The sequence below is a fragment of the Streptomyces sp. NPDC007945 genome (assembly GCF_042958885.1).
Taxonomy (GTDB): domain Bacteria; phylum Actinomycetota; class Actinomycetes; order Streptomycetales; family Streptomycetaceae; genus Streptomyces.
Window position 1 is genome coordinate 481,261 of record NZ_JBIBJV010000003.1, and the last position, 19,919, is coordinate 501,179.

Genomic DNA, 19,919 nt, shown 5'->3' on the forward strand with positions numbered 1-19,919 from the left:
TCTTGCATTACAGGAACATGATGCATTGGGCGAGTGGTGGAAACGGCATGAGTGAGCGATCGTCGTGACTTGCGGGGGAGCAGGTAGTTACACACCTTCGAGTGAGGTTGCTCGGTCATGTCCAAGAAGCTCATACGCACCGTAGTCGGTGCCGCGCTGATGGCTGCTGCAGCTGTGGGCGCTGTCTCGATGGCCCAGGACCCGGGGTGGGGTTCGCAGACGCAGGTCGTCAGCGCCGATCCGGGCTGGGGTCTGCTGCAGTCGACGGTCGCCGATCCCGGATGGGGTGTGGCGCCGGCCGCCGACCCCGGCTGGGGGTCCGTCAGGGCATGACGGTTCCCGAAGACCCTCGTTTTCGACGCGAGATGGCGAGTGCCTACCGGTCGGGGTGGCACTTCATCGACCTCGTCACCGCGGTGCCGCGCCGTGGCGAGTCGTTGAAGGTCACCCTCTTCGGTGAGCCGATCGTCGTCGTCCGCGGGGACGACGAGGACATCCGTGCCTACCGGTGCCTCCGCCGTCCACGCGGCGCCCCCCAGCCCGTCCGCTGTGCCATCCGGTACGGCATGATCTTCGTCAACTTGGACCAGCGCGACCACCAGCCGGTCGAGGCGCGGTTCGAATCCGAGACCATCTCCGCCACCCCCCGCAGTGCCTGAGCGATCCCCCCGTCGTTGTAGATCGCCCAGGTGCTTCCCCCACACAACGGCGCCATCGCGGACCTGAACCGCGATGGCGCCGTTGTGCTTTTCCGGGGCGGTTCCCGCAGGAGGGCGCGGGCGCGAGGGGTCAGGCGCGGCCCATCGCCCGGGTGAGGGCGATCTCGATGACGACCCGGTCGGGGTTGGGCGTCGGGGTGCGGCCGTAGCGCTCGGCGTAGCGCGCCACCGCGTCGGCGACCTCCGACGCCTCCGCGCGGATCCGGGCGACGCCCTCCAGGGTGGCCCAGCGCCCCTTGTCGACCTGGCAGACCGCGACCCGCGCGCCCTCCGCGCCCGCCGCCAGGACGTTGGCGACCTTCCGGCTGTTCTTGTTGGTGATGACCCGCGCCAGGCCGTGCTCGGGGTCGTACGTGACGCCGACGGCCACCACGTGCGGGGTGCCGTCCGGGCGCGGGGTGGTCAGCGTGCACATGTGGTACTCGCGCCAGAAGCTGAGGTACGAGTCCGGGGGGTTCCTCGGGTCAGTCGCCATGCCCGGAAACTACCCCCGGCGTTCGCCCCGCCGATACCTTGAGCGGAATAGACTCAACTTTATGTACGCTGTATGAGTCAGAGAAGTAAGAAGGACCCAGAGGACCACACCCAGGAGGAGACCCCGCACGTGGACGCAGAACTGACCAACAGGAGCCGGGACGCGCTGAACGCGGCGAGCAGCCGCGCCGTGTCCCAGGGGCACGCCGACCTGACCCCCGCACATCTTCTTCTGGCGCTGCTGGCCGGTCAGGACAACGAGAACATCACCGATCTGCTCGCCGCCGTCGAGGCCGACCAGGCCGCCGTCCGCACCGGGGCCGAGCGGCTGCTCGCCGCCCTGCCCAGCGTGACCGGCTCTACCGTCGCGCCGCCGCAGCCGAACCGCGAGCTGCTCGCCGTCATCGCGGACGCCGCCGAGCGCGCCAAGAAGCTCGGTGACGAGTTCCTGTCCACGGAGCACCTGCTCATCGGCCTCGCCGCCAAGGGCGGGCAGGCCGGCCAGGTCCTCGACCGGCAGGGCGCCACCGCCCGCCGGCTCCAGGACGCCTTCGAGAAGTCCCGGGGAGGGCGCCGCGTGACCACCGCCGACCCGGAGGGCTCGTACAAGGCCCTGGAGAAGTTCGGCACCGACTTCACCGCCGCCGCCCGCGAGGGCAAGCTCGACCCGGTGATCGGCCGCGACCACGAGATCCGGCGGGTCGTCCAGGTCCTCTCCCGGCGCACCAAGAACAACCCGGTCCTCATCGGCGAGCCCGGCGTCGGCAAGACCGCCGTCGTCGAGGGCCTCGCCCAGCGGATCGTGAAGGGCGACGTCCCGGAGTCGCTGCGGAACAAGCGGCTCGTCTCCCTGGACCTCGGCGCGATGGTCGCCGGCGCGAAGTACCGCGGCGAGTTCGAGGAGCGCCTGAAGACCGTCCTCTCCGAGATCAAGGAGAGCGACGGCCAGATCATCACCTTCATCGACGAACTGCACACCGTCGTCGGGGCCGGCGCCGGCGGCGACTCCGCCATGGACGCCGGCAACATGCTGAAGCCGATGCTGGCCCGCGGCGAGCTCCGCATGGTCGGCGCCACCACCCTCGACGAGTACCGCGAGCGCATCGAGAAGGACCCCGCCCTGGAGCGCCGCTTCCAGCAGGTCCTGGTCGCCGAGCCGTCCGTCGAGGACACCGTCGCCATCCTCCGCGGCCTCAAGGGCCGGTACGAGGCCCACCACAAGGTGCAGATCAACGACTCCGCCCTGGTGGCCGCCGCGACCCTCTCCGACCGGTACATCACCTCCCGCTTCCTCCCCGACAAGGCCATCGACCTCGTCGACGAGGCCGCCTCCCGGCTCCGCATGGAGATCGACTCCTCCCCGGTCGAGATCGACGAGCTCCAGCGCTCCGTCGACCGGCTCCGCATGGAGGAGCTGGCCCTCGCCAAGGAGACCGACCCGGCCAGCGTCCAGCGCCTGGAGAAGCTCCGCCGCGACCTCGCCGACCGCGAGGAGGAGCTGCGCGGCCTCACCGCCCGCTGGGAGAAGGAGAAGCAGTCCCTCAACCGCGTCGGCGAGCTGAAGGAACGGCTCGACGAGACCCGCGGCCGGGCCGAGCGCGCCCAGCGCGACGGCGACTTCGACACCGCCTCCAAGCTGCTCTACGGCGAGATCCCCACCCTGGAGCGCGAGCTCGCGGAGGCCACCGAGGCCGAGCGCGAGGTCCAGAAGGACACCATGGTCAAGGAGGAGGTCGGACCCGACGACATCGCCGACGTCGTCGGCGCCTGGACCGGCATCCCCGCCGGCCGCCTGCTGGAGGGCGAGACCCAGAAGCTGCTCCGCATGGAGGACGAGCTGGGCCGCCGGCTCATCGGCCAGACCGAGGCCGTCCGGGCCGTCTCCGACGCGGTGCGCCGCACCCGCGCCGGGATCGCCGACCCCGACCGGCCCACCGGCTCCTTCCTCTTCCTCGGCCCCACCGGCGTCGGCAAGACCGAGCTGGCGAAGGCGCTCGCCGACTTCCTCTTCGACGACGAGCGGGCCATGGTCCGCATCGACATGTCGGAGTACTCCGAGAAGCACTCCGTCGCCCGTCTGGTCGGCGCGCCCCCCGGCTACGTCGGCTACGAGGAGGGCGGCCAGCTCACCGAGGCCGTCCGCCGCCGCCCGTACAGCGTCGTCCTGCTCGACGAGGTGGAGAAGGCGCACCCGGAGGTCTTCGACATCCTGCTCCAGGTCCTCGACGACGGCCGGCTCACCGACGGCCAGGGCCGCACGGTCGACTTCCGCAACACCATCCTGATCCTCACCTCCAACCTGGGCAGCCAGTACCTGGTGGAGCCGACGACCTCGGACGAGGTGAAGAAGGAGCAGGTCCTGGAGGTCGTCCGGGCCAGTTTCAAGCCGGAGTTCCTGAACCGCCTCGACGACCTGGTGGTCTTCTCGGCGCTCGACCGCGCCGAGCTGGGCCGCATCGCCCGCCTCCAGATCGACCGGCTCGCCAAGCGGCTCGCCGACCGCCGGCTCACCCTGGACGTCACCCCGGAGGCCCTGGAGTGGCTGGCCGAGGAGGGCAACGACCCCGCCTACGGCGCCCGCCCGCTGCGCCGCCTCATCCAGACGGCCATCGGGGACCGCCTCGCCAAGGAGATCCTGGCCGGAGAGGTCCGCGACGGCGACACCGTCCGCGTGGACCGCTTCGAGGACGGGCTGATCGTCGGGCGGGCCGGGTAGGGCCATGGGTGCGGATCCTGTCAGCCCGCAGCGGATCCGCACCGGCGGGGCTTGCCACGGACCGGCCGGTATGGGAGAGGATGGCGACATCCGTACGAAGGGAAATTCACGGTGAGCATCGACCCGTCCTCGATTCCGAATTTCGGGGGACAGCCCCAGCCCCAGGCAGGACCGGCGGGCCCCGTCGTCCCCGACCAGGACCTGGTGAAGCAGCTCCTGGAGCAGATGGAGCTCAAGTACGTCGTCGACGACGAGGGTGACCTCGCGGCGCCGTGGGAGGACTTCCGCACCTACTTCATGTTCCGCGGCGAGAACGAGCAGCAGGTGTTCTCGGTGCGCACGTTCTACGACCGTCCGCACTCGGCCGACGACCGCGTCAAGATCCTCGACGCGATCGACGACTGGAACCGGCGCACCCTGTGGCCGAAGGTCTACACCCACCTGCACGAGGAGGAGGACGGCTCCGCCACCCTCCGTCTCATCGGTGAGGCCCAGATGCTGATCGGCACCGGCGTCGCCCTGGAGCACTTCGTGTCCTCCACGGTGAGCTGGGTCCGCGCCTCCATCGAGTTCGACAAGTGGATCGTCGAGCAGTTCGGGCTGGCCTCCGCGGAGGAGAAGTCCGAGGGCGACGAGGCCTGAGCCCCGTCACCGGCACGGCCGGAAGCCGGGTCCCCGCACGGGGACCCGGCTTCCGGCGTTCTCAGCCCAGCCGCTTCAGCCGGGAGACCGCCTCCTCCAGGACGTCGGTCCGCTTGCAGAACGCGAAGCGGACGAAGGGGGCGCCGGCCTCGCGGTGGTCGTAGAAGACCGCGTTCGGGATGGCGACGACCCCGGCCCGCTCCGGCAGCGAGCGGCAGAAGGCGAAGCCGTCGTCGGCGCCGAGGGGGCGGATGTCGGTGGTGACGAAGTACGTGCCGCGCGGGCGGTAGACCTCGAAGCCGGCCTCCGCGAGGCCCTCGCTCAGCAGGTCCCGCTTGGCCTGGAGGTCGGCGCGCAGCCCGTCGTAGTACGCGTCGGGGAGGCGCAGGGCCTCGGCGACCGCGTACTGGAACGGGCCGGAGGACACATAGGTGAGGAACTGCTTCGCCGAGCGGACCGCCGAGGTCAGTTCCGGGCTCGCGGTGGTCCAGCCGACCTTCCAGCCGGTGAAGGAGTACGTCTTGCCGGCCGAGCCGATGGTCACCGTGCGCTCCCGCATGCCGGGGAGGGTGGCGATCGGCACGTGTTCGGCACCGTCGAAGAGCAGGTGCTCGTAGACCTCGTCGGTGACGACCAGCAGGTCCCGTTCGACGGCGAGCTCGGCGACGGCGGTCAGCTCGGCGCGGGTCAGGACGGTGCCGGTCGGGTTGTGCGGGGTGTTGAGCAGGAGGAGGCGGGTGCGCGGGGTGACCGCCGCCCGCAGCTCGTCGAGGTCGAGGACGTAGCGGCCCTCGTGCGGGCGGAGGGTGACCGGGACCCGGGTGCCGCCGGCCATCGCCACGCAGGCCGCGTACGAGTCGTAGTACGGCTCCAGGGCGACGACCTCGTCGCCGGGGCCGACCAGGGCGAGCAGGGCCGCCGCGATCGCCTCGGTGGCACCGGCGGTGACCAGGACCTCGGTGTCCGGGTCGTACTCCAGGCCGTAGCGGGCGCGCTGGTGGTCGGCGATCGCGGTGCGCAGCTCGGGGACGCCGGGCCCGGGCGGGTACTGGTTGCCCCGGCCGTCGCGCAGGGCGCGCACCGCGGCTTCGCGGATCTCCTCGGGGCCGTCGGTGTCGGGGAAGCCCTGACCGAGGTTGATCGATCCGGTCCTGGCGGCGAGCGCGGACATCTCGGCGAAGATCGTGGTTCCGAACGCGGCGAGCCGGCGGTTGAGCAGCGGTCGTGTCATGGCGGTCATCCTGGGCCGAAGCTCTTGATTGGCTCAAGTGCGCTTTGGGCGCGGAGCGGGGTGGGAATCTCCCGAGCGGAGGCGGCAGGGTGCCGCCGTACGGGGGGTGATGAGGATGACGTCCCTGGTCATCGCGTTCATGATCGTGGCGGGGGTCGGCTTCGCGGTGGCGACCGCCGGCGGCAGGAGGAAGGGCAAGAAGCGGCGCGGCTGGTCCGGCGGCGGGGACGGGGGCACCAGCTGCGGCGGATCGAGCTCGTGCGGCTCCAGCTGCGGCGGCGGGTGCGGCGGGGGGTCCTAGGGGTTCAACGGGTGCGGAGCAGGGCGGGATTGGCGTCATGAGCACCTCTGTCGGTCGCTCAACGATCGATTCTGTTTGAACAATTGAACTGTTGGGTCCCCGAAGGGGATGGAAACCAAGGCAAGTTGGGTAAAAACGCTGCGAGTCGCCCGGAGTACGTGGTTCTCTCGCTCGTGTCAGAGACAGCCCTCGGACCGTGTGTGGACCCGAGCCGGTGCCTCCCCCCACTCCTGCTGAACCCTCTCCGGGGCGCCCCCGGCCCACCCGTCAAACCGTGTTTGCGGAGCCGACCCATGCTCACCACCCTGAAGACCTCCTACACCGACACGCGCGCGGCCGACCTGGCCTGGGCGCTGGGCCGCGAGCCGCTGCCCGCGCTCGCCGTGCTCGACCTCGAACTCTCCGGCGCCAAACTGCAGTTGAGACTGCTGGGCGCCTCTCACCAGGTTCTGCTCGAAGAGGAGGGCCGCCACTGTTCCGAGACCGTCGCCTGCATGCCGGGCAGCAGCACCCCGCTGCCGCTCGGCGTCTCCAAGCGCGTCGGTGAATGGGAGTACGAATTCGCGGCGCGCGTCGAGACGCTCACGCAGGGCTCCTTCGCGGGCCGGGCGCAGGAGCTGCTCGCGCTCGTCGCCGATCATCCGCACGGCCTGGCCGGCACCTTCCCCGGCTCGCCGCACGCCTTCACCGCGATGCTGGCGCAGCGTCACGAGGGCCAGGTGCGCTGGCGGACCTGGCACGCCTACCCGCAGGAGGGGCAGCTCGTGGTCACCCGTACCAGGATCGGCGCCCGTATGCCCGCCACACTCTGACGCGCCTCGCCGGCGCCTCAGGAGCACTCGTGTGGGTGACAAGGGGCGAGGAGGTCGTGACGTAGCGTTACGGCATGATCGAGCCGACCGCGACCCTGGCACCCACGAGGGTGCGCCGACCGCCGCCGCGGCCGCGCGCCACGGTGCGGTGGCCGGTCCTCGCGGTCGTCTTCGTCTGCGCCGCCTGCGGTCTCGTCTACGAGCTCGAACTCGTCGCCCTCGCCTCCTACTTGATCGGGGACTCGGTCACCCAGGCGTCCGTCGTGCTGTCGGTGATGGTCTTCGCGATGGGCCTCGGCTCGCTGCTCGCGAAGCGGCTGCGCTGCCGCGCCGCCGTCGGCTTCGGCCTGATCGAGGGGGCCCTCGCGCTCGTCGGCGGCACCTCGGCGCTGGTGCTGTACGCGTGCTTCGCCTGGATCGGCGCCTCACGCGGTGTCCTGGTGGCCTTCTCGCTCACCATCGGGATCCTCATCGGCGCCGAGATCCCGCTGCTCATGTCCCTCATACAGCGGGCGCCGGAGCGGTCCGTCGCCACCGGCCGGCCGCGCCGGGCCGGGCGCCCCGCCCGGGCCGGCGACCCCGACGACGCGGCCGGCACGGTCGCCGACCTGTTCGCCGCCGACTACGTGGGCGCGCTCGTCGGCGGCCTCGCCTTCCCCTTCCTGCTGCTGCCCTGGCTCGGCCAGCTCACCGGGGCGCTCGTGACCGGCGCGGTCAACGCGGTCGCGGGCGCCGCCCTGGTGCTCTGGTTCTTCCGGCGCGACCTCACGACCCGCGGCCGGGCCCTCGTCATCGGCGTCAACCTCGCCGTCCTCGGCGTGCTCGCCACCGCCACCGTCCTCGTCGACGATTTCGAACAGGCCGCCCGCAGGGCCGTGTACGGGGAGCGGGTGCGGGTCGCCGTCCACACCGACCTCCAGGAAGTGGTGGTCACCGGCGGTCCCGAGGGCCCGCTCGACCTCTACCTCGACGGCCGGCTGCGGGTCGCCGGCGAGGACGAGTACCGGTACCACGAGGCGCTCGTCCACCCCGCGATGAACGGGCCGCACGCCCGCGTGCTCATCGTCGGCGGCGGCGACGGCCTCGCCGTCCGCGAGGTGCTCCGCCACCCCGGCGTCCGCTCCGTCACCGTCGTCGAGCTCGACCCCGGCGTCGTCCGGCTCGCCCGCACCGACCCCGCCCTCGCCGCGCTCAACGGGCACGCCTTCCGCGACCCCCGCGTCGAGGTCGTCCACGCCGACGCCTTCCACTGGCTGAGGGGCGCCGCCGGGCACGTGCAGGAACGGTACGACGTGCTTATCTCCGATCTGCCCGACCCGGGGATCACGCCCAGCACCAAGCTCTACTCACAGGAGTTCTACGGCCTGGCCTCGGGCGTCCTCGCCGACGGCGGCCGGCTCGTCGTGCACGCCGGGAGCGCCACCGACCGGCCCCGTACCTACTGGACCGCCGACGCCACCCTGCGCGCCGCCGGCTACGCCACCCGGCCGTACAGCACCGAGGGCCGCGCCTCCGGATTCGCGGCCGGCCCCGACCGGGCCGGACGGACGGGCGCGGGACGGGACGGCCCCGGCGACTGGGGCTTCCTGCTCGCCGTCCGCGGCGACCGGCCGCCCGTCCTCGGGCTCGCCGCCGACCGGCCCGCGCTGCGCTCCCTCGGCCCCCGCGACCTGCCCGCCGCCGCCCGCCGCGCCGAGCGCACCCGGATCACCGGGCTCGCCCCCTCGACGCTGGTGCACCCCCGGTACGGAAACTGAGCGGAGGACCCGTGGGCGGGTTCCGCCGGGGAACGGGCGACGCAGGGCGCCCCGCTGAGTAGGCTCGGGCCCCATGGAGCATGAGGTGTTCGTCCCGGTCCCGGCCGAGGCCCTGCGGGCCACCCTCACCGACCCCGCGCGGGTGGCGCGCTGTGTGCCGGGCCTCCAGCGCGACGCCTCCGCGGACACGGAGGGCGCCTCCCCGGCGGGGCGGGACGTCGTCGGGAGGTTCCGGCTCCGGGTCGGCGGGCACACCATCACCTACCGGGGCGGGCTGCGGATCGTCGAACGGGACGGCGCCATCACCTACGAGGGCGAGGGCACCGAGGCCCGCGGCAAGGGTGCCGTCGAGGTCTCCCTGACCGTCGTCCTCACCCCGGCGGCCGAAGGCGCCGCACTGAGCTTCACCGGCGCCCTCACCGCCACCGGCCGGCTCGCCGAGGAGACCGAGGAGGCCCGTGACGCCGCCCGCGACCGCCTCCTGGACGCCTTCGTGGAGTCCGCCGCGGCCCTCGCGGCCGAGCTCGCCGCCGAGCAGGCCCCCGGCGGCGCCACCTCCTTCGGCACCGGCACCGGCGCCTTTGGCGGCGCGGACGGGACCGGCCCGGACGCGGCGGGTGCCGACGGAGACGGCGCGGGCGGAGACGGCGCGGGTGACGACGCCGACGACGCCGACGAGCCCGAAGCCGGTTTCCGCGAGGGGGACGGCTTCGCCGAGGAGGGCGGTTTCGGCGAGGACGTCCGCCTCGAACCGGCCGCCGCCCAGGAGTTCCCCGCCGCGAAGCCCGCCGCCGAGGCCGCCCATGCCCGCCGGACGATGATCGGCCGGAGCGCCGAGGAGGTCGACCACGCGCCGCCGCGCGGCCGGTACGCCCCCGTGCCTGCGCCCGCGCCGAGCGCCGCCGGCGCCACCCTCCGCTGGGTCGCCCCCGCCGCCGCGCTCGCCCTCGCCTCCGCGGTCGTCGTGACCCGGGCGCTGCGCCGCCGTCGCTGAGGGCCCCGGAAAGTCCCGGGCCGTACTCGGGGCAAGTCCCGCGTTGAAACGGTCCAATCCGGCGGGCCCCCTGACTTAGGGTCGGGGCGTGAGCAACCTGACGCGACTGACGGCGGGCGACGCCGAGCTGACCATCAACGCCGCACGCGGCGGCCGGATCGAGAGCCTGCGGATCGCGGGCACCGAGGTCCTGAAGCAGGGCGAGCGCTACGGCAGCTTCCCGATGGTGCCCTGGTGCGGCCGGACCGAGAACGGCCGGTTCCGTGACGGGGCCACCACCCACCAGCTACCCGTCAACGCGCCCCCGCACGCCATTCACGGCACCGTCCGCGACCGGGCCTGGACGGTGGCCCGGGCCACCGCCACCGAGGCCGTCCTCACCTGCGAGCTCGACGACCCGTGGCCATACAAGGGGCGCGTCACCCAGGTCCTCGAACTGGCGGAGGACCGGCTGACGCTGAAGTTCGGGGTGGAGGCGTACGACGACTCCTTCCCCGCGCAGGCCGGCTGGCACCCCTGGTTCCTGCGGAACCTCGGCGCGGGCGGCGAGGACGTGCGCCTCGACTTCACGCCCGGCTGGCAGGAGGAGCGCGGCGAGAACCACCTGCCCACCGGCCGCCGCGTCGCCCCGCTGCCCGGCCCCTGGGACGACTGCTTCGGCATGCCCGAGGGCGTCGACGTCACCCTCACCTGGCCGGGCGAACTGGAGCTCACGGTGAGCAGCCGCGCCGAGTGGGTGGTGATCTACGACGAGCCCGAGGACGCGGTCTGCGTCGAGCCGCAGTCCGGCCCGCCGAACGGCCTCAACACCCACCCGCGGCTGGTCACCCCGATCGACCCGCTGGAGGTCGAGAGCGTCTGGGCCTGGCAGCGGCCGTGACCTCGGCGCCCTTAAGCTCGGGGCATGACTGACGTACGCGCTGAACTGCTCCAGCAGATCAAGGACAAGGCCGTGGTGCACGGCAAGGTGACCCTCTCCTCGGGTCTGGAAGCCGACTACTACGTGGACCTCCGCCGGATCACGCTGGACGGGGCGGCGTCGCCGCTGGTCGGCCAGGTCATGCTCGACCTGGTCAAGGACCTCGACTTCGACGCGGTCGGCGGCCTCACCCTGGGCGCCGACCCCGTCGCCACCTCGATGCTGCACGCCTCCGCCGCGCGCGGTGAGCGCCTGGACGCCTTCGTCGTCCGCAAGGCCGCCAAGGCCCACGGCATGCAGCGCCAGGTCGAGGGGCCGGACATCAAGGGCCGCCGGGTGCTGATCGTCGAGGACACCTCCACCACCGGCGGCTCCCCGCTGACCGCCGTCGAGGCCGCCCGCGCGGCCGGGGCCGAGGTCGTCGCCGTCGCCACGATCGTGGACCGGGCCACCGGCGCCGGGGAGAAGATCAGCGGCACGGCGGGCGTGCCGTACCTCTACGCCTTCGCTCTGGACGAGCTCGGACTCTCCTAGTCGCCCGGACGAACCGCCGCGAAGTCGTGACGTGGGTTCCGCGCCTCGGCTTCTCCGGTTCTGACCTGCGCTTTTGCCGAAAGGCGGGGTGTTTCACGTGAAACACCCCGCCTTTCGGCACGCGGTGCCCGTGGGAGCCCGTACAAGAGTCTGGAAAGATGGCCCCGACGATGACGTCGCCCTAGGTCAGGGATACAGCAACGCACACCCGCACATCACAAGGAGCGGACGAATGCCCATCGCAACCCCCGAGGTCTACGCCGAGATGCTCGACCGGGCGAAGGCTGGCAAGTTCGCCTACCCGGCCATCAACGTGACCTCGTCCCAGACCCTCCACGCGGCGCTGCGCGGGTTCGCCGAGGCGCAGAGCGACGGCATCATCCAGATCTCGACCGGTGGTGCCGAGTTCCTGGGCGGCCAGTACAGCAAGGACATGGTCACGGGCGCCGTCGCCCTGGCCGAGTTCGCCCACATCGTCGCCGCCAAGTACGACATCACCGTCGCGCTGCACACGGACCACTGCCCGAAGGACAAGCTGGACGGCTACGTCCGCCCGCTGCTCGACCTCTCCGCCGAGCGCGTCAAGGCCGGCCGTGACCCGCTCTTCCAGTCGCACATGTGGGACGGCTCCGCCGAGACCCTCGCCGACAACCTGGCCATCGGCCAGGAGCTGCTCGCGAAGGCCGCCGCCGCCAAGATCATCCTTGAGGTCGAGATCACCCCGACCGGTGGCGAGGAGGACGGCGTCAGCCACGAGATCAACGACGAGCTGTACACCTCCGTCGACGACGCGATCCGCACCGCCGAGGCCCTCGGCCTGGGCGAGAAGGGCCGCTACCTGCTCGCCGCCTCCTTCGGCAACGTGCACGGCGTCTACAAGCCGGGCAACGTCGTCCTGCGCCCGGAGCTCCTCAAGGACCTCCAGGCCGGTGTCGCCGAGAAGTTCGGCCAGGCGTCCCCGTTCGACTTCGTCTTCCACGGCGGCTCCGGCTCGACCGCCGAGGAGATCGCCACCGCCATCGAGAACGGCGTGGTGAAGATGAACCTCGACACCGACACCCAGTACGCCTTCACCCGTCCGGTCGTGGACCACATGTTCCGCAACTACGACGGCGTGCTGAAGGTCGACGGCGAGGTCGGCAAGAAGTCCACCTACGACCCGCGCACGTGGGGCAAGCTCGCCGAGGCGGGCATGGCCGCGCGCGTCACCGAGGCGTGCGAGGCGCTGCGCTCGGCCGGCAAGAAGCTGAAGTAAGCCGTGACCGAAGGGCCCGGCACCCCCGCGTGGGTGCCGGGCCCTTCGCGTACCCGAGGGGAACGGGAGCGTGATGTACGACTTCGACGAGGCACGGGACCGGCGGGGCAGCTGGTCGGTGCAGTGGGACGGGATCGCGGACCGCTTCGGCGTCTCCGACCTGCTCCCCTTCACCATCTCCGACATGGACTTCGCCTCCCCGCCCGAGGTCCTCGACGCGCTGCGCGCCCGGATCGACCACGGCGTCTTCGGCTACACGGACTGGCGGCTCGGCGGGCCCGGGGGCTTCCAGGAGGCCGTGCGCCACTGGTACGCGACCCGGTTCGACACCGCCGTCGACACGAAGGCGCTGGTGTACGCGCCCTCCGTGCTCTACCAGCTCTCCCAGCTGCTGCGGATGTGGACCCGTCCCGGCGACGGCGTCGTCACCCACACCCCCACCTACGACGGCTTCCGCAAGGCGGTCACCGGTCTCGGCCGCGCACTGCGCGGAGTCCCGGTCGGCGACCTGGAGGCCCTGGAGCGGGAACTGGCCCGCCCGGACACCACGATGCTGCTGCTGTGCTCGCCCCACAACCCCACCGGGCGGGTGTGGACGGAGGCGGAGCTGAGCGAGTTCGCCCGGCTCGCCCGCCGGTACGACGTCCCCGTCGTCAGCGACGAGATCCACGCCGACCTCACCTCCGCCGGACACCGCCACATTCCCTGGACCCGCGTCGCGGAGGCCGGCGGCGACCGGCGCTGGGCGCTCGTCACCTCCGGCACCAAGGCCTTCAACTTCCCGGCGCTCTCCGGCTCGTACGGCTTCGTCGGCGACCCGGAGGAGCGGGCGGAGTTCGTCCGCCGCATGGAGACCGGCGAGGGCCTCGCCTCACCGGCCGTCCTCTCCCTCACCGCGCACGTCGCCGCCTACCGGCACGGCGCGCCCTGGCTCGACGCGCTGCGGACGTACGTCGCCGGGACGATGACGATGCTCGCCGAGCGGCTGCGGGAGGGGCTGCCGGGAGTGGAGTGGCACCCGCCGCAGGCTGGCTACCTCGCCTGGATCGACCTCCGGCCGCTCGGTATCGACGAGTCGCGGCTCCAGGAGGAACTGGTCCGCACGGAGAAGGTCGCGATCATGCCCGGCGGTACGTACGGCACCCCCGGCTTCGTCCGGCTCAACGTGGGCTGCCCGCGTGCCAAGGCCGAACGGGGCGTGGACGCGCTGGTCAGGGCGGCGACGCGGCTGCGGACCGACGGTGGCTGAGGAGGCAGGAGCTCCCGGAACGGGGGACCATGCAGGCATGAGCGCGGCACCGCCCGAGGTACGGATGGCCTCCGCCCGAGGGCGGTGGATCGTCCTGACGACCGTGCTCGGCTCGGCGATGGCCCTGCTCGACTCGACCGTCGTCAACGTGGCGCTGCCGCACATCGGCGCGGACCTCGGGGCGGATCTCGCGGCGCTCCAGTGGACCGTCAACGCCTACATGCTGACGCTGGCCGGGCTGATCCTGCTCGGCGGCTCGCTCGGCGACCGGTACGGGCGGCGCCGGGTCTTCGTCGTCGGCGTCGTGTGGTTCGCGCTCGCCTCCCTGCTGTGCGGCCTCGCGCCCGACGCCGGGGTGCTCATCGCCGCGCGGGCCCTCCAGGGCGTCGGCGGAGCGCTGCTCACCCCCGGGTCGCTCGCGCTGATCCAGGCGAGCTTCCACCCCGACGACCGGGCCCGCGCGGTCGGCCTCTGGTCCGGCTTCGGCGGCGTCGGGGCCGCGGTCGGGCCGTTCGTCGGCGGCTGGCTGGTCGACGGGCCGGGGTGGCGCTGGGTCTTCCTCCTGAACGTGCCGCTCGCCGCGCTCTGCGTACCGGTCGCGCTGCGGCACGTCCCGGAGTCCCGTGACGAGGCCGCCCACGGGCAGCGCTTCGACGTGCTGGGGGCGGTGCTCGGCGCGGCGGCGCTCGGCCTCGTCACCTACGGGCTGATCGACGCGCTCTGGTGGGCCGGGGCGGCCGGGCTCCTGGCCGGGGCCGGCTTCGTCGCGGTGGAGCGGCGGCGCGGCGAGCGGGCGATGATGCCGCCGTCGATCTTCCGGTCCCGGCTCTTCACCGCCGTGAACGTGGTGACGCTCTGCGTGTACGCGGCGTTCGGCGGCTTCTTCTTTCTCGCCGCGCTCCAGCTCCAGGTCGTCTCCGGCTACTCGGCGCTCGCCGCCGGCACGGCGCTGCTGCCCACGACTGTGCTGATGCTGCTGCTGTCCGCGAAGTCCGGCGAGCTGGGGGAGCGGATCGGGCCGCGCGTCCCGCTGACCGTCGGCCCGCTGCTGTGCGCGGCGGGGATGCTGCTGATGCTGCGGGTCGGGGAGGACCCGTCGTACGTCCGGGACGTGCTGCCCGCGCTCGTCGTCCTCGGCGTCGGCATGACGGTGCTGGTCGCGCCGTTGACCGCGACGGTCCTCGCCTCCGTCGACGTCGCCCGCGCCGGGCTCGCCAGCGGCATCAACAACGCGGCGGCGCGGGCGGCGGGCCTCGTCGCGGTGGCGGCGCTGCCGCTGCTGACGGGCATGGGATCGACGGCGTACCTCTCGCCGACGGAGTTCGACGCGACCTTCGACCGGGCGATGCCCCTCTGCGCCGGCGTCCTCGTCCTGGGCGCGGCCCTCTCCTGGGCCACCATGCGCACCCCCCGGCCGGCCCCCTGCCACCCCACCTGCAGGACCCACTGCGCCCTGACGGCCCCGCCCCTGGACCCGGGCACCGAGTGACCGGTCGGTACCCGGTGCCGTCGGGCGTCCCGGCCGCGGGGGCCGTTACTGGTTCAGCTCGGCGTACGCCTCGGCGCTGCTGTCCTTGAGGAACTGCCAGCACCGCTCCTTCTCGTCCGTCTCGTCGATCTCGCCGGCGGCACGGGCGAGGGCGGCGAGGCAGCGGAGGAACCCGCGGTTGGCCCGGTGGTCCCAGGGGATGGGGCCGTGGCCCTTCCAGCCCGCCCGGCGCAGCGCGTCCAGGCCGCGGTGGTAGCCGGTGCGCGCGTAGGCGTACGACTCGATCACCCGGCCCGCCTCGAAGGCGTCGTCGGCGAGCATCGCCCAGGCGAGCGAGAAGGTGGGGTCCTTCGCCGCCACCTCGGCCGGCGGCCGGGACTCCTCACCCAGGAGGCGGTACGCCTCTTCGTTCTCGGGCAGGTACGTCGGCTCCGGGCCGCCGAGCAGGTTCTTGTGCGTCGTCATGGAAGCAGTCTGCCATTCGCGGCGGGGGCGGACACGGCCGTCGTCGACGGGACGGAAGGGCGCTCCTGTACGGCGTACGAGCGCACGAGGCGGGCAAGCCGCCGGCCCACCGCGCGCAGCGGCCGGAGGGAGCGGCCGCCTCCCCCGCGCGGGCCGGGCCGTCATCGTCGGCCGGTACGATCCCCGGACGGCCTGAAACAGGGGGGAACTGTCGTGGGCAAGCGGGGAGCGCCCGACCGGCGCCGAGAGGACCGGCGGGGCGGGGGTGGCCGCGGGGCGGGGACGCGCGTCACGCGCCGCGGCCGGCTCGTGCTGTCGACCCTGGTCCTGGCGGGCGTCTCGCTCGGTGCGGGCGTGGCGCTCGCCCACTTCCAGGAGAAGCGGGAGGAGGCGGTGACCTCCTCGCCGCCCTCCGAGGCGCCGCGGACCCCCGCGCCGGCCGCCACGACCGCCGCGCCGAAGCCGAAGCCGACGCCCACACCGAGCAAGAAGCCCAGGCCGAAGCCGACCGCCACCAAGAAGAAGAACCCGACCGTGCCGCAGTCCGGGCCGGGCACCTTCACCTCCGCCACCGCCTCCGGCAGGATCACCGGCACCAGCGGCACCCTGCGCCGCTACCGGGTGCAGATCGAGGACGGCGTCGACCTCTCGTCCCGGGGGACCGCCGAGGAGATCGAGGCGATCCTCGCCCATCCGCGCGGCTGGGCCGCGCACGGCCGGGGCCGCTTCCAGCTGGTGGCGTCGAACGCCGACTTCGTCATCCGGATCGCCACCCCCGACACCGCCGACGCGCTCTGCGCCCGGCAGGGCCTCAACACCCACGGCGAGCTGAACTGCGAGACCACCGACGGCGTGGTGGTGAACCTGAAGCGGTGGCTGCTGGGCTCGCCGACCTTCGCCGGGCCGCCGGAGGAGTACCGGCACCTGATCATCAACCACGAGGTCGGCCACGAGATCGGGATCCGGCAGCACATGGGCTGCGGGGGACCGGGGAAGCTCGCCCCGGCGATGATGCAGCAGATCAAGGGCCTGAACGGATGTCGTTCGAACGCTTTTCCGTATGACGAAGAGGGGATCTACATCACCGGTCCGATCGTGTCATGATGCGTTCGGGACGCGTGCGGAGGAGCACGCCTCCCGAGGGGACCGGAGCTCCCGTGGCACGCCGCAGAGCGCGCACGGTGGAGCGGACCGCTACCCGGTAGCCCGTACCGAGGAGACAGAAATGTCACCCACTTCTGGTTCTGCCGATTCCCCCGGAACCGGACCCGTCGTCGACGCGCCGAACCTCGACTTCGCCGGCACGACGCCCTACGAGGACTACGTCCAGGCGGACGTCCTCACCCACCTCCAGCACCTCCGCTCGGACGACCCCGGCGAGATGGTCTTCCTGGTCACCACCCAGGTCATGGAGCTGTGGTTCACGGTCATCGTCCACGAGTGGGAGACCGCGAGCCGCGCCCTGCGCGAGGAGCGCCTGCCCGTGGCCATCGACGCGCTCAAGCGCTCGGTCCGCGAACTGGAGGCGCTCAACCACTCCTGGCGGCCGCTCTCCCAACTCACCCCCGGCCAGTTCAACGCCTACCGCGGCGCGCTCGGCGAGGGCTCCGGCTTCCAGTCGGCGATGTACCGCCGCATGGAGTTCCTCCTCGGCGAGAAGTCCGCGTCCATGCTCGTCCCGCACCGGGGCGCGCCCCGCGTCCACGCCGAGCTGGAGAAGGCGCTGCACGAGCCGAGCCTGTACGACGAGGTGCTCGGCTTCCTCGCCCGCCGCGGCCTGCCCGTGCCGCAGTCCGTCCTCACCCGCGACCTGGCGCAGCGCTACGAGCCCTCGCCGCAGGTCGAGGCCGTGTGGGCGGGGCTGTACGCGGCTCCGGAGGAGAACGAGGACCTCGTCCGCCTCGGCGAGGCCCTCAGCGACGTCGCCGAACTCGTCTGGCGCTGGCGCAACGACCACCTGGTGGCCACCCGCCGCGCGATGGGCTCCAAGACCGGCACCGGCGGCTCCGCCGGCGTGGCCTGGCTGGAGAAGCGCGCCCAGAAGAACGTGTTCCCCGAGCTCTGGACGGCCCGCAGCCATGTCTGACCTGTACGAGCGAGCCAGGGAGCTCGACGCCGCCGACCCGCTCGCCGGCCACCGCGCGAAGTTCGCGCTCGACGAGGAGACCGTCTACCTCGACGGCAACTCGCTCGGCGCGCTCCCCGCGCACGTCCCCGCCCGCATGGTCGACGTCATCGGCCGCGAGTGGGGCGAGCTGCGGATCCGCTCCTGGGACGAGTCGGGCTGGTGGACCGCCCCCGAGCGGATCGGCGACCGGATCGCCCCGCTCGTCGGCGCCGCCGCCGGGCAGATCGTCGCGGGCGACTCGACCAGCGTGAACGTCTTCAAGGCGGTCGTCGCCGCGGCCCGTCTCGCGGGAGAGGGACGCGACGAGATCCTGGTGGACGCGTCGACCTTTCCCACGGACGGGTACATCGCCGAGTCCGCCGCCCGGATGACCGGTCACCGGATCGTGCCCCTCGATCCGGCCGACATCCCCGCCGCCGCGGGGAGCCGGACGGCGCTCGCGCTCGTCAACCACGTCGACTACCGCACCGGCCGGCTCCACGACCTGCCCGGCACCACCGCCGCCCTCCACGCGGCGGGCGCGCTGGCCGTCTGGGACCTGTGCCACAGCGCCGGCGCCCTGCCCGTCGGCCTCGACGCGCACGGCGTCGACCTGGCGGTCGGCTGCACCTACAAGTACCTCAACGGCGGCCCCGGTTCGCCCGCGTACCTGTACGTCGCCGAGCGCCACCAGGACCGCTTCGACTCGCCGCTGCCGGGCTGGACCTCGCACGCCGACCCCTTCGGCATGACGCCCGGCTACCGGCCCGCCGACGGCGCCGTCCGGGGCCGCGTCGGCACCCCGGACATCCTGTCCATGCTGGCCCTGGAGGCCGCGCTCAACGTGTGGGACGGGGTCGCGATCGACGCCGTCCGCGCCAAGTCCCTCGCGCTCACGGACTTCTTCCTGGAGTGCGTGCGGGCCTACGCCCCCGAGGGCCGGGTCACCCCGGTCACCCCGGAGGCGCACGCCGAACGCGGCAGCCAGGTGGCGCTGGCCTGCGCGGACGCGCCCACCGTGATGCCCGAGCTGATCAAGCGCGGAGTGGTGGGCGACCTGCGCCGCCCGGACGTCCTGCGGTTCGGCTTCACCCCGCTGTACGTCGGCTTCGCGGACGCCGAGCGCGCGGCCCGCGTCCTCGCCGACGTCCTGGCCGGAACGCCCGCCGCGGCGTAGCCGACTCCCCGGTGGCGGACGGCCGGTGACCGGCCGTCAGATCGGATGATCGTCACCTGATCTGCGGGGCCCGGACCCTGATACGGTCCCCGCAGGTCAGGCCGATTCGGCCCCGTCACCGAGAGGTTGGAACACCCCATGCCGGACCCCGCCGCGCGCGACGCCGCCGAAGAGGCATCGGCCTTCTCGCACCCGGCCGTCCCGCCCGACGCCACCGCCGCGTACGGCGACCACCCCGACCAGATCGTCGACCTGTACGCCCCCAGGACCGGCGCCGGACGCGCCCCGCTCGTCGTCGTCCTGCACGGCGGCGCCTGGCGGGCCCCCTACGACCGGCGGCACGTCAGCCCCTTCGCCGACTTCCTCGCCCGTCGCGGCTTCGCCGTCGCCAGCGTCGAGTACCGGCGCGGCCCCGGCCTCCCCCACCAGGGAGGTACGACCCCGGTCGCGGGCCGCTGGCCGGAGACCTTCGACGACGTGGCCGCCGCCCTCGACGCCGTACCGGAGCTCGCCGCCGCCCACCTGCCGCAGGCCGACCCGCACCGCACCGTCCTCACCGGCCACTCGGCCGGCGGCCAGCTCGCCCTGTGGGCCGCCGCCCGGCACGTGCTGCCCGCCGGCTCCCCCTGGCGGCTGCCCGCCCCGCCCGCGCTGCGCGGCGTCGTCGCCCTCGCCCCCATCGGCCACTTCGACCGGGCCCGCGAGCTCGACGTGTGCGGCGGGGCGGTGACCCAGCTGCTCGGCGGCGAGGAGGCGTACGACGAGCGGGTCGCGGCCGCCGATCCGGCCCGGCTGCTGCCCACCGGCATCGCCACCGCCCTCGTCCAGGGCCGCGCCGACCTCACCGTCCCCGCCGAGGTCGCCGACGCCTTCGTCGAGGCGGCGGCGAAGGCGGGCGAGACCGTGGGCCTGACGCTCCTGGAGGACGTCGGCCACTTCCCCCTCGTCGACCCGGCGGCCGACGCGTGCGCCGTCGTCGCGGAGGAGATCGCCCAGCTGGCCTTCTGACGCCCGCGTAGTACTCAAGGGGGACGGCCCGGGATCCGCATCCAGCGGGACGCGGGCCTCCCCGCGGCTT

20 protein-coding genes are annotated in these 19,919 nt (G+C 73.1%); 17 read left to right on the plus strand and 3 right to left on the minus strand.

Features of this window, described 5'->3' with window-relative positions; all coding sequences use genetic code 11:
* The first annotated feature begins 117 nt into the window (after window positions 1-117).
* Entirely contained in the window at window positions 118-333 is a 216-nt protein-coding gene (locus ACFZCF_RS13040) for a hypothetical protein (protein ID WP_388442966.1), read from the plus strand.
* Complete coding sequence (locus ACFZCF_RS13045; protein ID WP_169093010.1) at window positions 330-659, plus strand: (2Fe-2S)-binding protein; 330 nt, start codon at window positions 330-332, stop codon at window positions 657-659. The genes ACFZCF_RS13040 and ACFZCF_RS13045 overlap by 4 nt, the downstream gene beginning before the upstream one ends.
* Before the next feature lie 130 nt (window positions 660-789).
* Here the strand turns inward: ACFZCF_RS13045 and ACFZCF_RS13050 are convergent, their stop codons facing one another.
* Window positions 790-1,194 (minus strand): pyridoxamine 5'-phosphate oxidase family protein, encoded by a 405-nt coding sequence (locus ACFZCF_RS13050; protein ID WP_388442969.1) that lies wholly within the window; start codon window positions 1,192-1,194, stop codon window positions 790-792.
* Between the two features lie 129 nt (window positions 1,195-1,323).
* On the opposite strand from ACFZCF_RS13050, the gene clpB reads away from it, so the two are divergent.
* Complete coding sequence (gene clpB, locus ACFZCF_RS13055) at window positions 1,324-3,909, plus strand: ATP-dependent chaperone ClpB (RefSeq protein WP_388443517.1); 2,586 nt, start codon at window positions 1,324-1,326, stop codon at window positions 3,907-3,909.
* 111 nt (window positions 3,910-4,020) lie between these two features.
* The gene (locus ACFZCF_RS13060) at window positions 4,021-4,551 is read left to right on the plus strand and encodes a YbjN domain-containing protein (RefSeq protein WP_388442972.1); all 531 of its coding nucleotides are present in this window, start codon (window positions 4,021-4,023) and stop codon (window positions 4,549-4,551) included.
* Window positions 4,552-4,612: 61 nt separating this feature from the next.
* Here the strand turns inward: ACFZCF_RS13060 and ACFZCF_RS13065 are convergent, their stop codons facing one another.
* On the minus strand, window positions 4,613-5,791 hold the full coding sequence (locus ACFZCF_RS13065; RefSeq protein WP_388442975.1) for a pyridoxal phosphate-dependent aminotransferase: 1,179 nt from the start codon (window positions 5,789-5,791) through the stop codon (window positions 4,613-4,615).
* A 106-nt stretch (window positions 5,792-5,897) separates the two neighbouring features.
* On the opposite strand from ACFZCF_RS13065, the gene ACFZCF_RS13070 reads away from it, so the two are divergent.
* From ACFZCF_RS13070 to ACFZCF_RS13110, 9 genes are all read left to right on the plus strand, one after another.
* Entirely contained in the window at window positions 5,898-6,083 is a 186-nt protein-coding gene (locus tag ACFZCF_RS13070) for a hypothetical protein (protein ID WP_388442978.1), read from the plus strand.
* Between the two features lie 293 nt (window positions 6,084-6,376).
* Window positions 6,377-6,895: a DUF2617 family protein gene (locus tag ACFZCF_RS13075; RefSeq protein WP_189944635.1), complete on the plus strand. Its 519-nt coding sequence runs from the start codon at window positions 6,377-6,379 to the stop codon at window positions 6,893-6,895.
* Between the two features lie 74 nt (window positions 6,896-6,969).
* A complete protein-coding gene (locus tag ACFZCF_RS13080) occupies window positions 6,970-8,652 on the plus strand; it encodes a polyamine aminopropyltransferase (protein ID WP_391286564.1) in 1,683 nt (560 codons plus the stop codon).
* Window positions 8,653-8,725: 73 nt separating this feature from the next.
* Complete coding sequence (locus tag ACFZCF_RS13085) at window positions 8,726-9,646, plus strand: SRPBCC family protein (RefSeq protein WP_391286565.1); 921 nt, start codon at window positions 8,726-8,728, stop codon at window positions 9,644-9,646.
* A gap of 88 nt (window positions 9,647-9,734) precedes the next feature.
* Complete coding sequence (locus ACFZCF_RS13090) at window positions 9,735-10,526, plus strand: aldose 1-epimerase (protein WP_391286566.1); 792 nt, start codon at window positions 9,735-9,737, stop codon at window positions 10,524-10,526.
* Window positions 10,527-10,550: 24 nt separating this feature from the next.
* Complete coding sequence (gene pyrE, locus ACFZCF_RS13095; protein ID WP_359529726.1) at window positions 10,551-11,099, plus strand: orotate phosphoribosyltransferase; 549 nt, start codon at window positions 10,551-10,553, stop codon at window positions 11,097-11,099.
* Window positions 11,100-11,331: 232 nt separating this feature from the next.
* Entirely contained in the window at window positions 11,332-12,354 is a 1,023-nt protein-coding gene (gene fbaA / locus ACFZCF_RS13100; RefSeq protein WP_388442991.1) for a class II fructose-bisphosphate aldolase, read from the plus strand.
* A gap of 73 nt (window positions 12,355-12,427) precedes the next feature.
* Complete coding sequence (locus tag ACFZCF_RS13105) at window positions 12,428-13,603, plus strand: aminotransferase class I/II-fold pyridoxal phosphate-dependent enzyme (RefSeq protein ID WP_391286675.1); 1,176 nt, start codon at window positions 12,428-12,430, stop codon at window positions 13,601-13,603.
* A gap of 37 nt (window positions 13,604-13,640) precedes the next feature.
* On the plus strand, window positions 13,641-15,092 hold the full coding sequence (locus ACFZCF_RS13110) for a DHA2 family efflux MFS transporter permease subunit (RefSeq protein ID WP_391286567.1): 1,452 nt from the start codon (window positions 13,641-13,643) through the stop codon (window positions 15,090-15,092).
* Between the two features lie 45 nt (window positions 15,093-15,137).
* Here the strand turns inward: ACFZCF_RS13110 and ACFZCF_RS13115 are convergent, their stop codons facing one another.
* Window positions 15,138-15,557 carry a DUF3151 domain-containing protein gene (locus ACFZCF_RS13115; RefSeq protein WP_388442996.1) on the minus strand — a complete coding sequence of 140 codons (420 nt, stop codon included), beginning with the start codon at window positions 15,555-15,557 and terminating at the stop codon, window positions 15,138-15,140.
* Between the two features lie 213 nt (window positions 15,558-15,770).
* On the opposite strand from ACFZCF_RS13115, the gene ACFZCF_RS13120 reads away from it, so the two are divergent.
* From ACFZCF_RS13120 to ACFZCF_RS13135, 4 genes are all read left to right on the plus strand, one after another.
* Window positions 15,771-16,661 (plus strand): DUF3152 domain-containing protein, encoded by an 891-nt coding sequence (locus tag ACFZCF_RS13120; RefSeq protein ID WP_388442999.1) that lies wholly within the window; start codon window positions 15,771-15,773, stop codon window positions 16,659-16,661.
* A gap of 121 nt (window positions 16,662-16,782) precedes the next feature.
* Window positions 16,783-17,643 (plus strand): tryptophan 2,3-dioxygenase family protein, encoded by an 861-nt coding sequence (locus ACFZCF_RS13125; protein WP_388443001.1) that lies wholly within the window; start codon window positions 16,783-16,785, stop codon window positions 17,641-17,643.
* Window positions 17,636-18,841: a kynureninase gene (kynU, locus tag ACFZCF_RS13130; protein WP_391286568.1), complete on the plus strand. Its 1,206-nt coding sequence runs from the start codon at window positions 17,636-17,638 to the stop codon at window positions 18,839-18,841. Before ACFZCF_RS13125 ends, kynU begins: the two co-directional genes overlap by 8 nt.
* Before the next feature lie 138 nt (window positions 18,842-18,979).
* Complete coding sequence (locus ACFZCF_RS13135) at window positions 18,980-19,849, plus strand: prolyl oligopeptidase family serine peptidase (RefSeq protein WP_391286569.1); 870 nt, start codon at window positions 18,980-18,982, stop codon at window positions 19,847-19,849.
* Window positions 19,850-19,919: the final 70 nt, after the last annotated feature.

Coding starts and splice junctions, on each gene's coding strand:
- kynU (WP_391286568.1), top strand. CDS start 17,636: ATGTCTGACCTGTACGAGCGAGCCAGGGAGCTCGACGCCGCCGACCCG.
- ACFZCF_RS13085 (WP_391286565.1), top strand. CDS start 8,726: ATGGAGCATGAGGTGTTCGTCCCGGTCCCGGCCGAGGCCCTGCGGGCC.
- ACFZCF_RS13105 (WP_391286675.1), top strand. CDS start 12,428: ATGTACGACTTCGACGAGGCACGGGACCGGCGGGGCAGCTGGTCGGTG.
- ACFZCF_RS13115 (WP_388442996.1), bottom strand. CDS start 15,557: ATGACGACGCACAAGAACCTGCTCGGCGGCCCGGAGCCGACGTACCTG.
- ACFZCF_RS13045 (WP_169093010.1), top strand. CDS start 330: ATGACGGTTCCCGAAGACCCTCGTTTTCGACGCGAGATGGCGAGTGCC.
- ACFZCF_RS13135 (WP_391286569.1), top strand. CDS start 18,980: ATGCCGGACCCCGCCGCGCGCGACGCCGCCGAAGAGGCATCGGCCTTC.
- ACFZCF_RS13040 (WP_388442966.1), top strand. CDS start 118: ATGTCCAAGAAGCTCATACGCACCGTAGTCGGTGCCGCGCTGATGGCT.
- ACFZCF_RS13080 (WP_391286564.1), top strand. CDS start 6,970: ATGATCGAGCCGACCGCGACCCTGGCACCCACGAGGGTGCGCCGACCG.
- ACFZCF_RS13070 (WP_388442978.1), top strand. CDS start 5,898: ATGACGTCCCTGGTCATCGCGTTCATGATCGTGGCGGGGGTCGGCTTC.
- ACFZCF_RS13075 (WP_189944635.1), top strand. CDS start 6,377: ATGCTCACCACCCTGAAGACCTCCTACACCGACACGCGCGCGGCCGAC.
- ACFZCF_RS13125 (WP_388443001.1), top strand. CDS start 16,783: ATGTCACCCACTTCTGGTTCTGCCGATTCCCCCGGAACCGGACCCGTC.
- ACFZCF_RS13050 (WP_388442969.1), bottom strand. CDS start 1,194: ATGGCGACTGACCCGAGGAACCCCCCGGACTCGTACCTCAGCTTCTGG.
- ACFZCF_RS13065 (WP_388442975.1), bottom strand. CDS start 5,791: ATGACCGCCATGACACGACCGCTGCTCAACCGCCGGCTCGCCGCGTTC.
- pyrE (WP_359529726.1), top strand. CDS start 10,551: ATGACTGACGTACGCGCTGAACTGCTCCAGCAGATCAAGGACAAGGCC.
- ACFZCF_RS13110 (WP_391286567.1), top strand. CDS start 13,641: ATGAGCGCGGCACCGCCCGAGGTACGGATGGCCTCCGCCCGAGGGCGG.
- fbaA (WP_388442991.1), top strand. CDS start 11,332: ATGCCCATCGCAACCCCCGAGGTCTACGCCGAGATGCTCGACCGGGCG.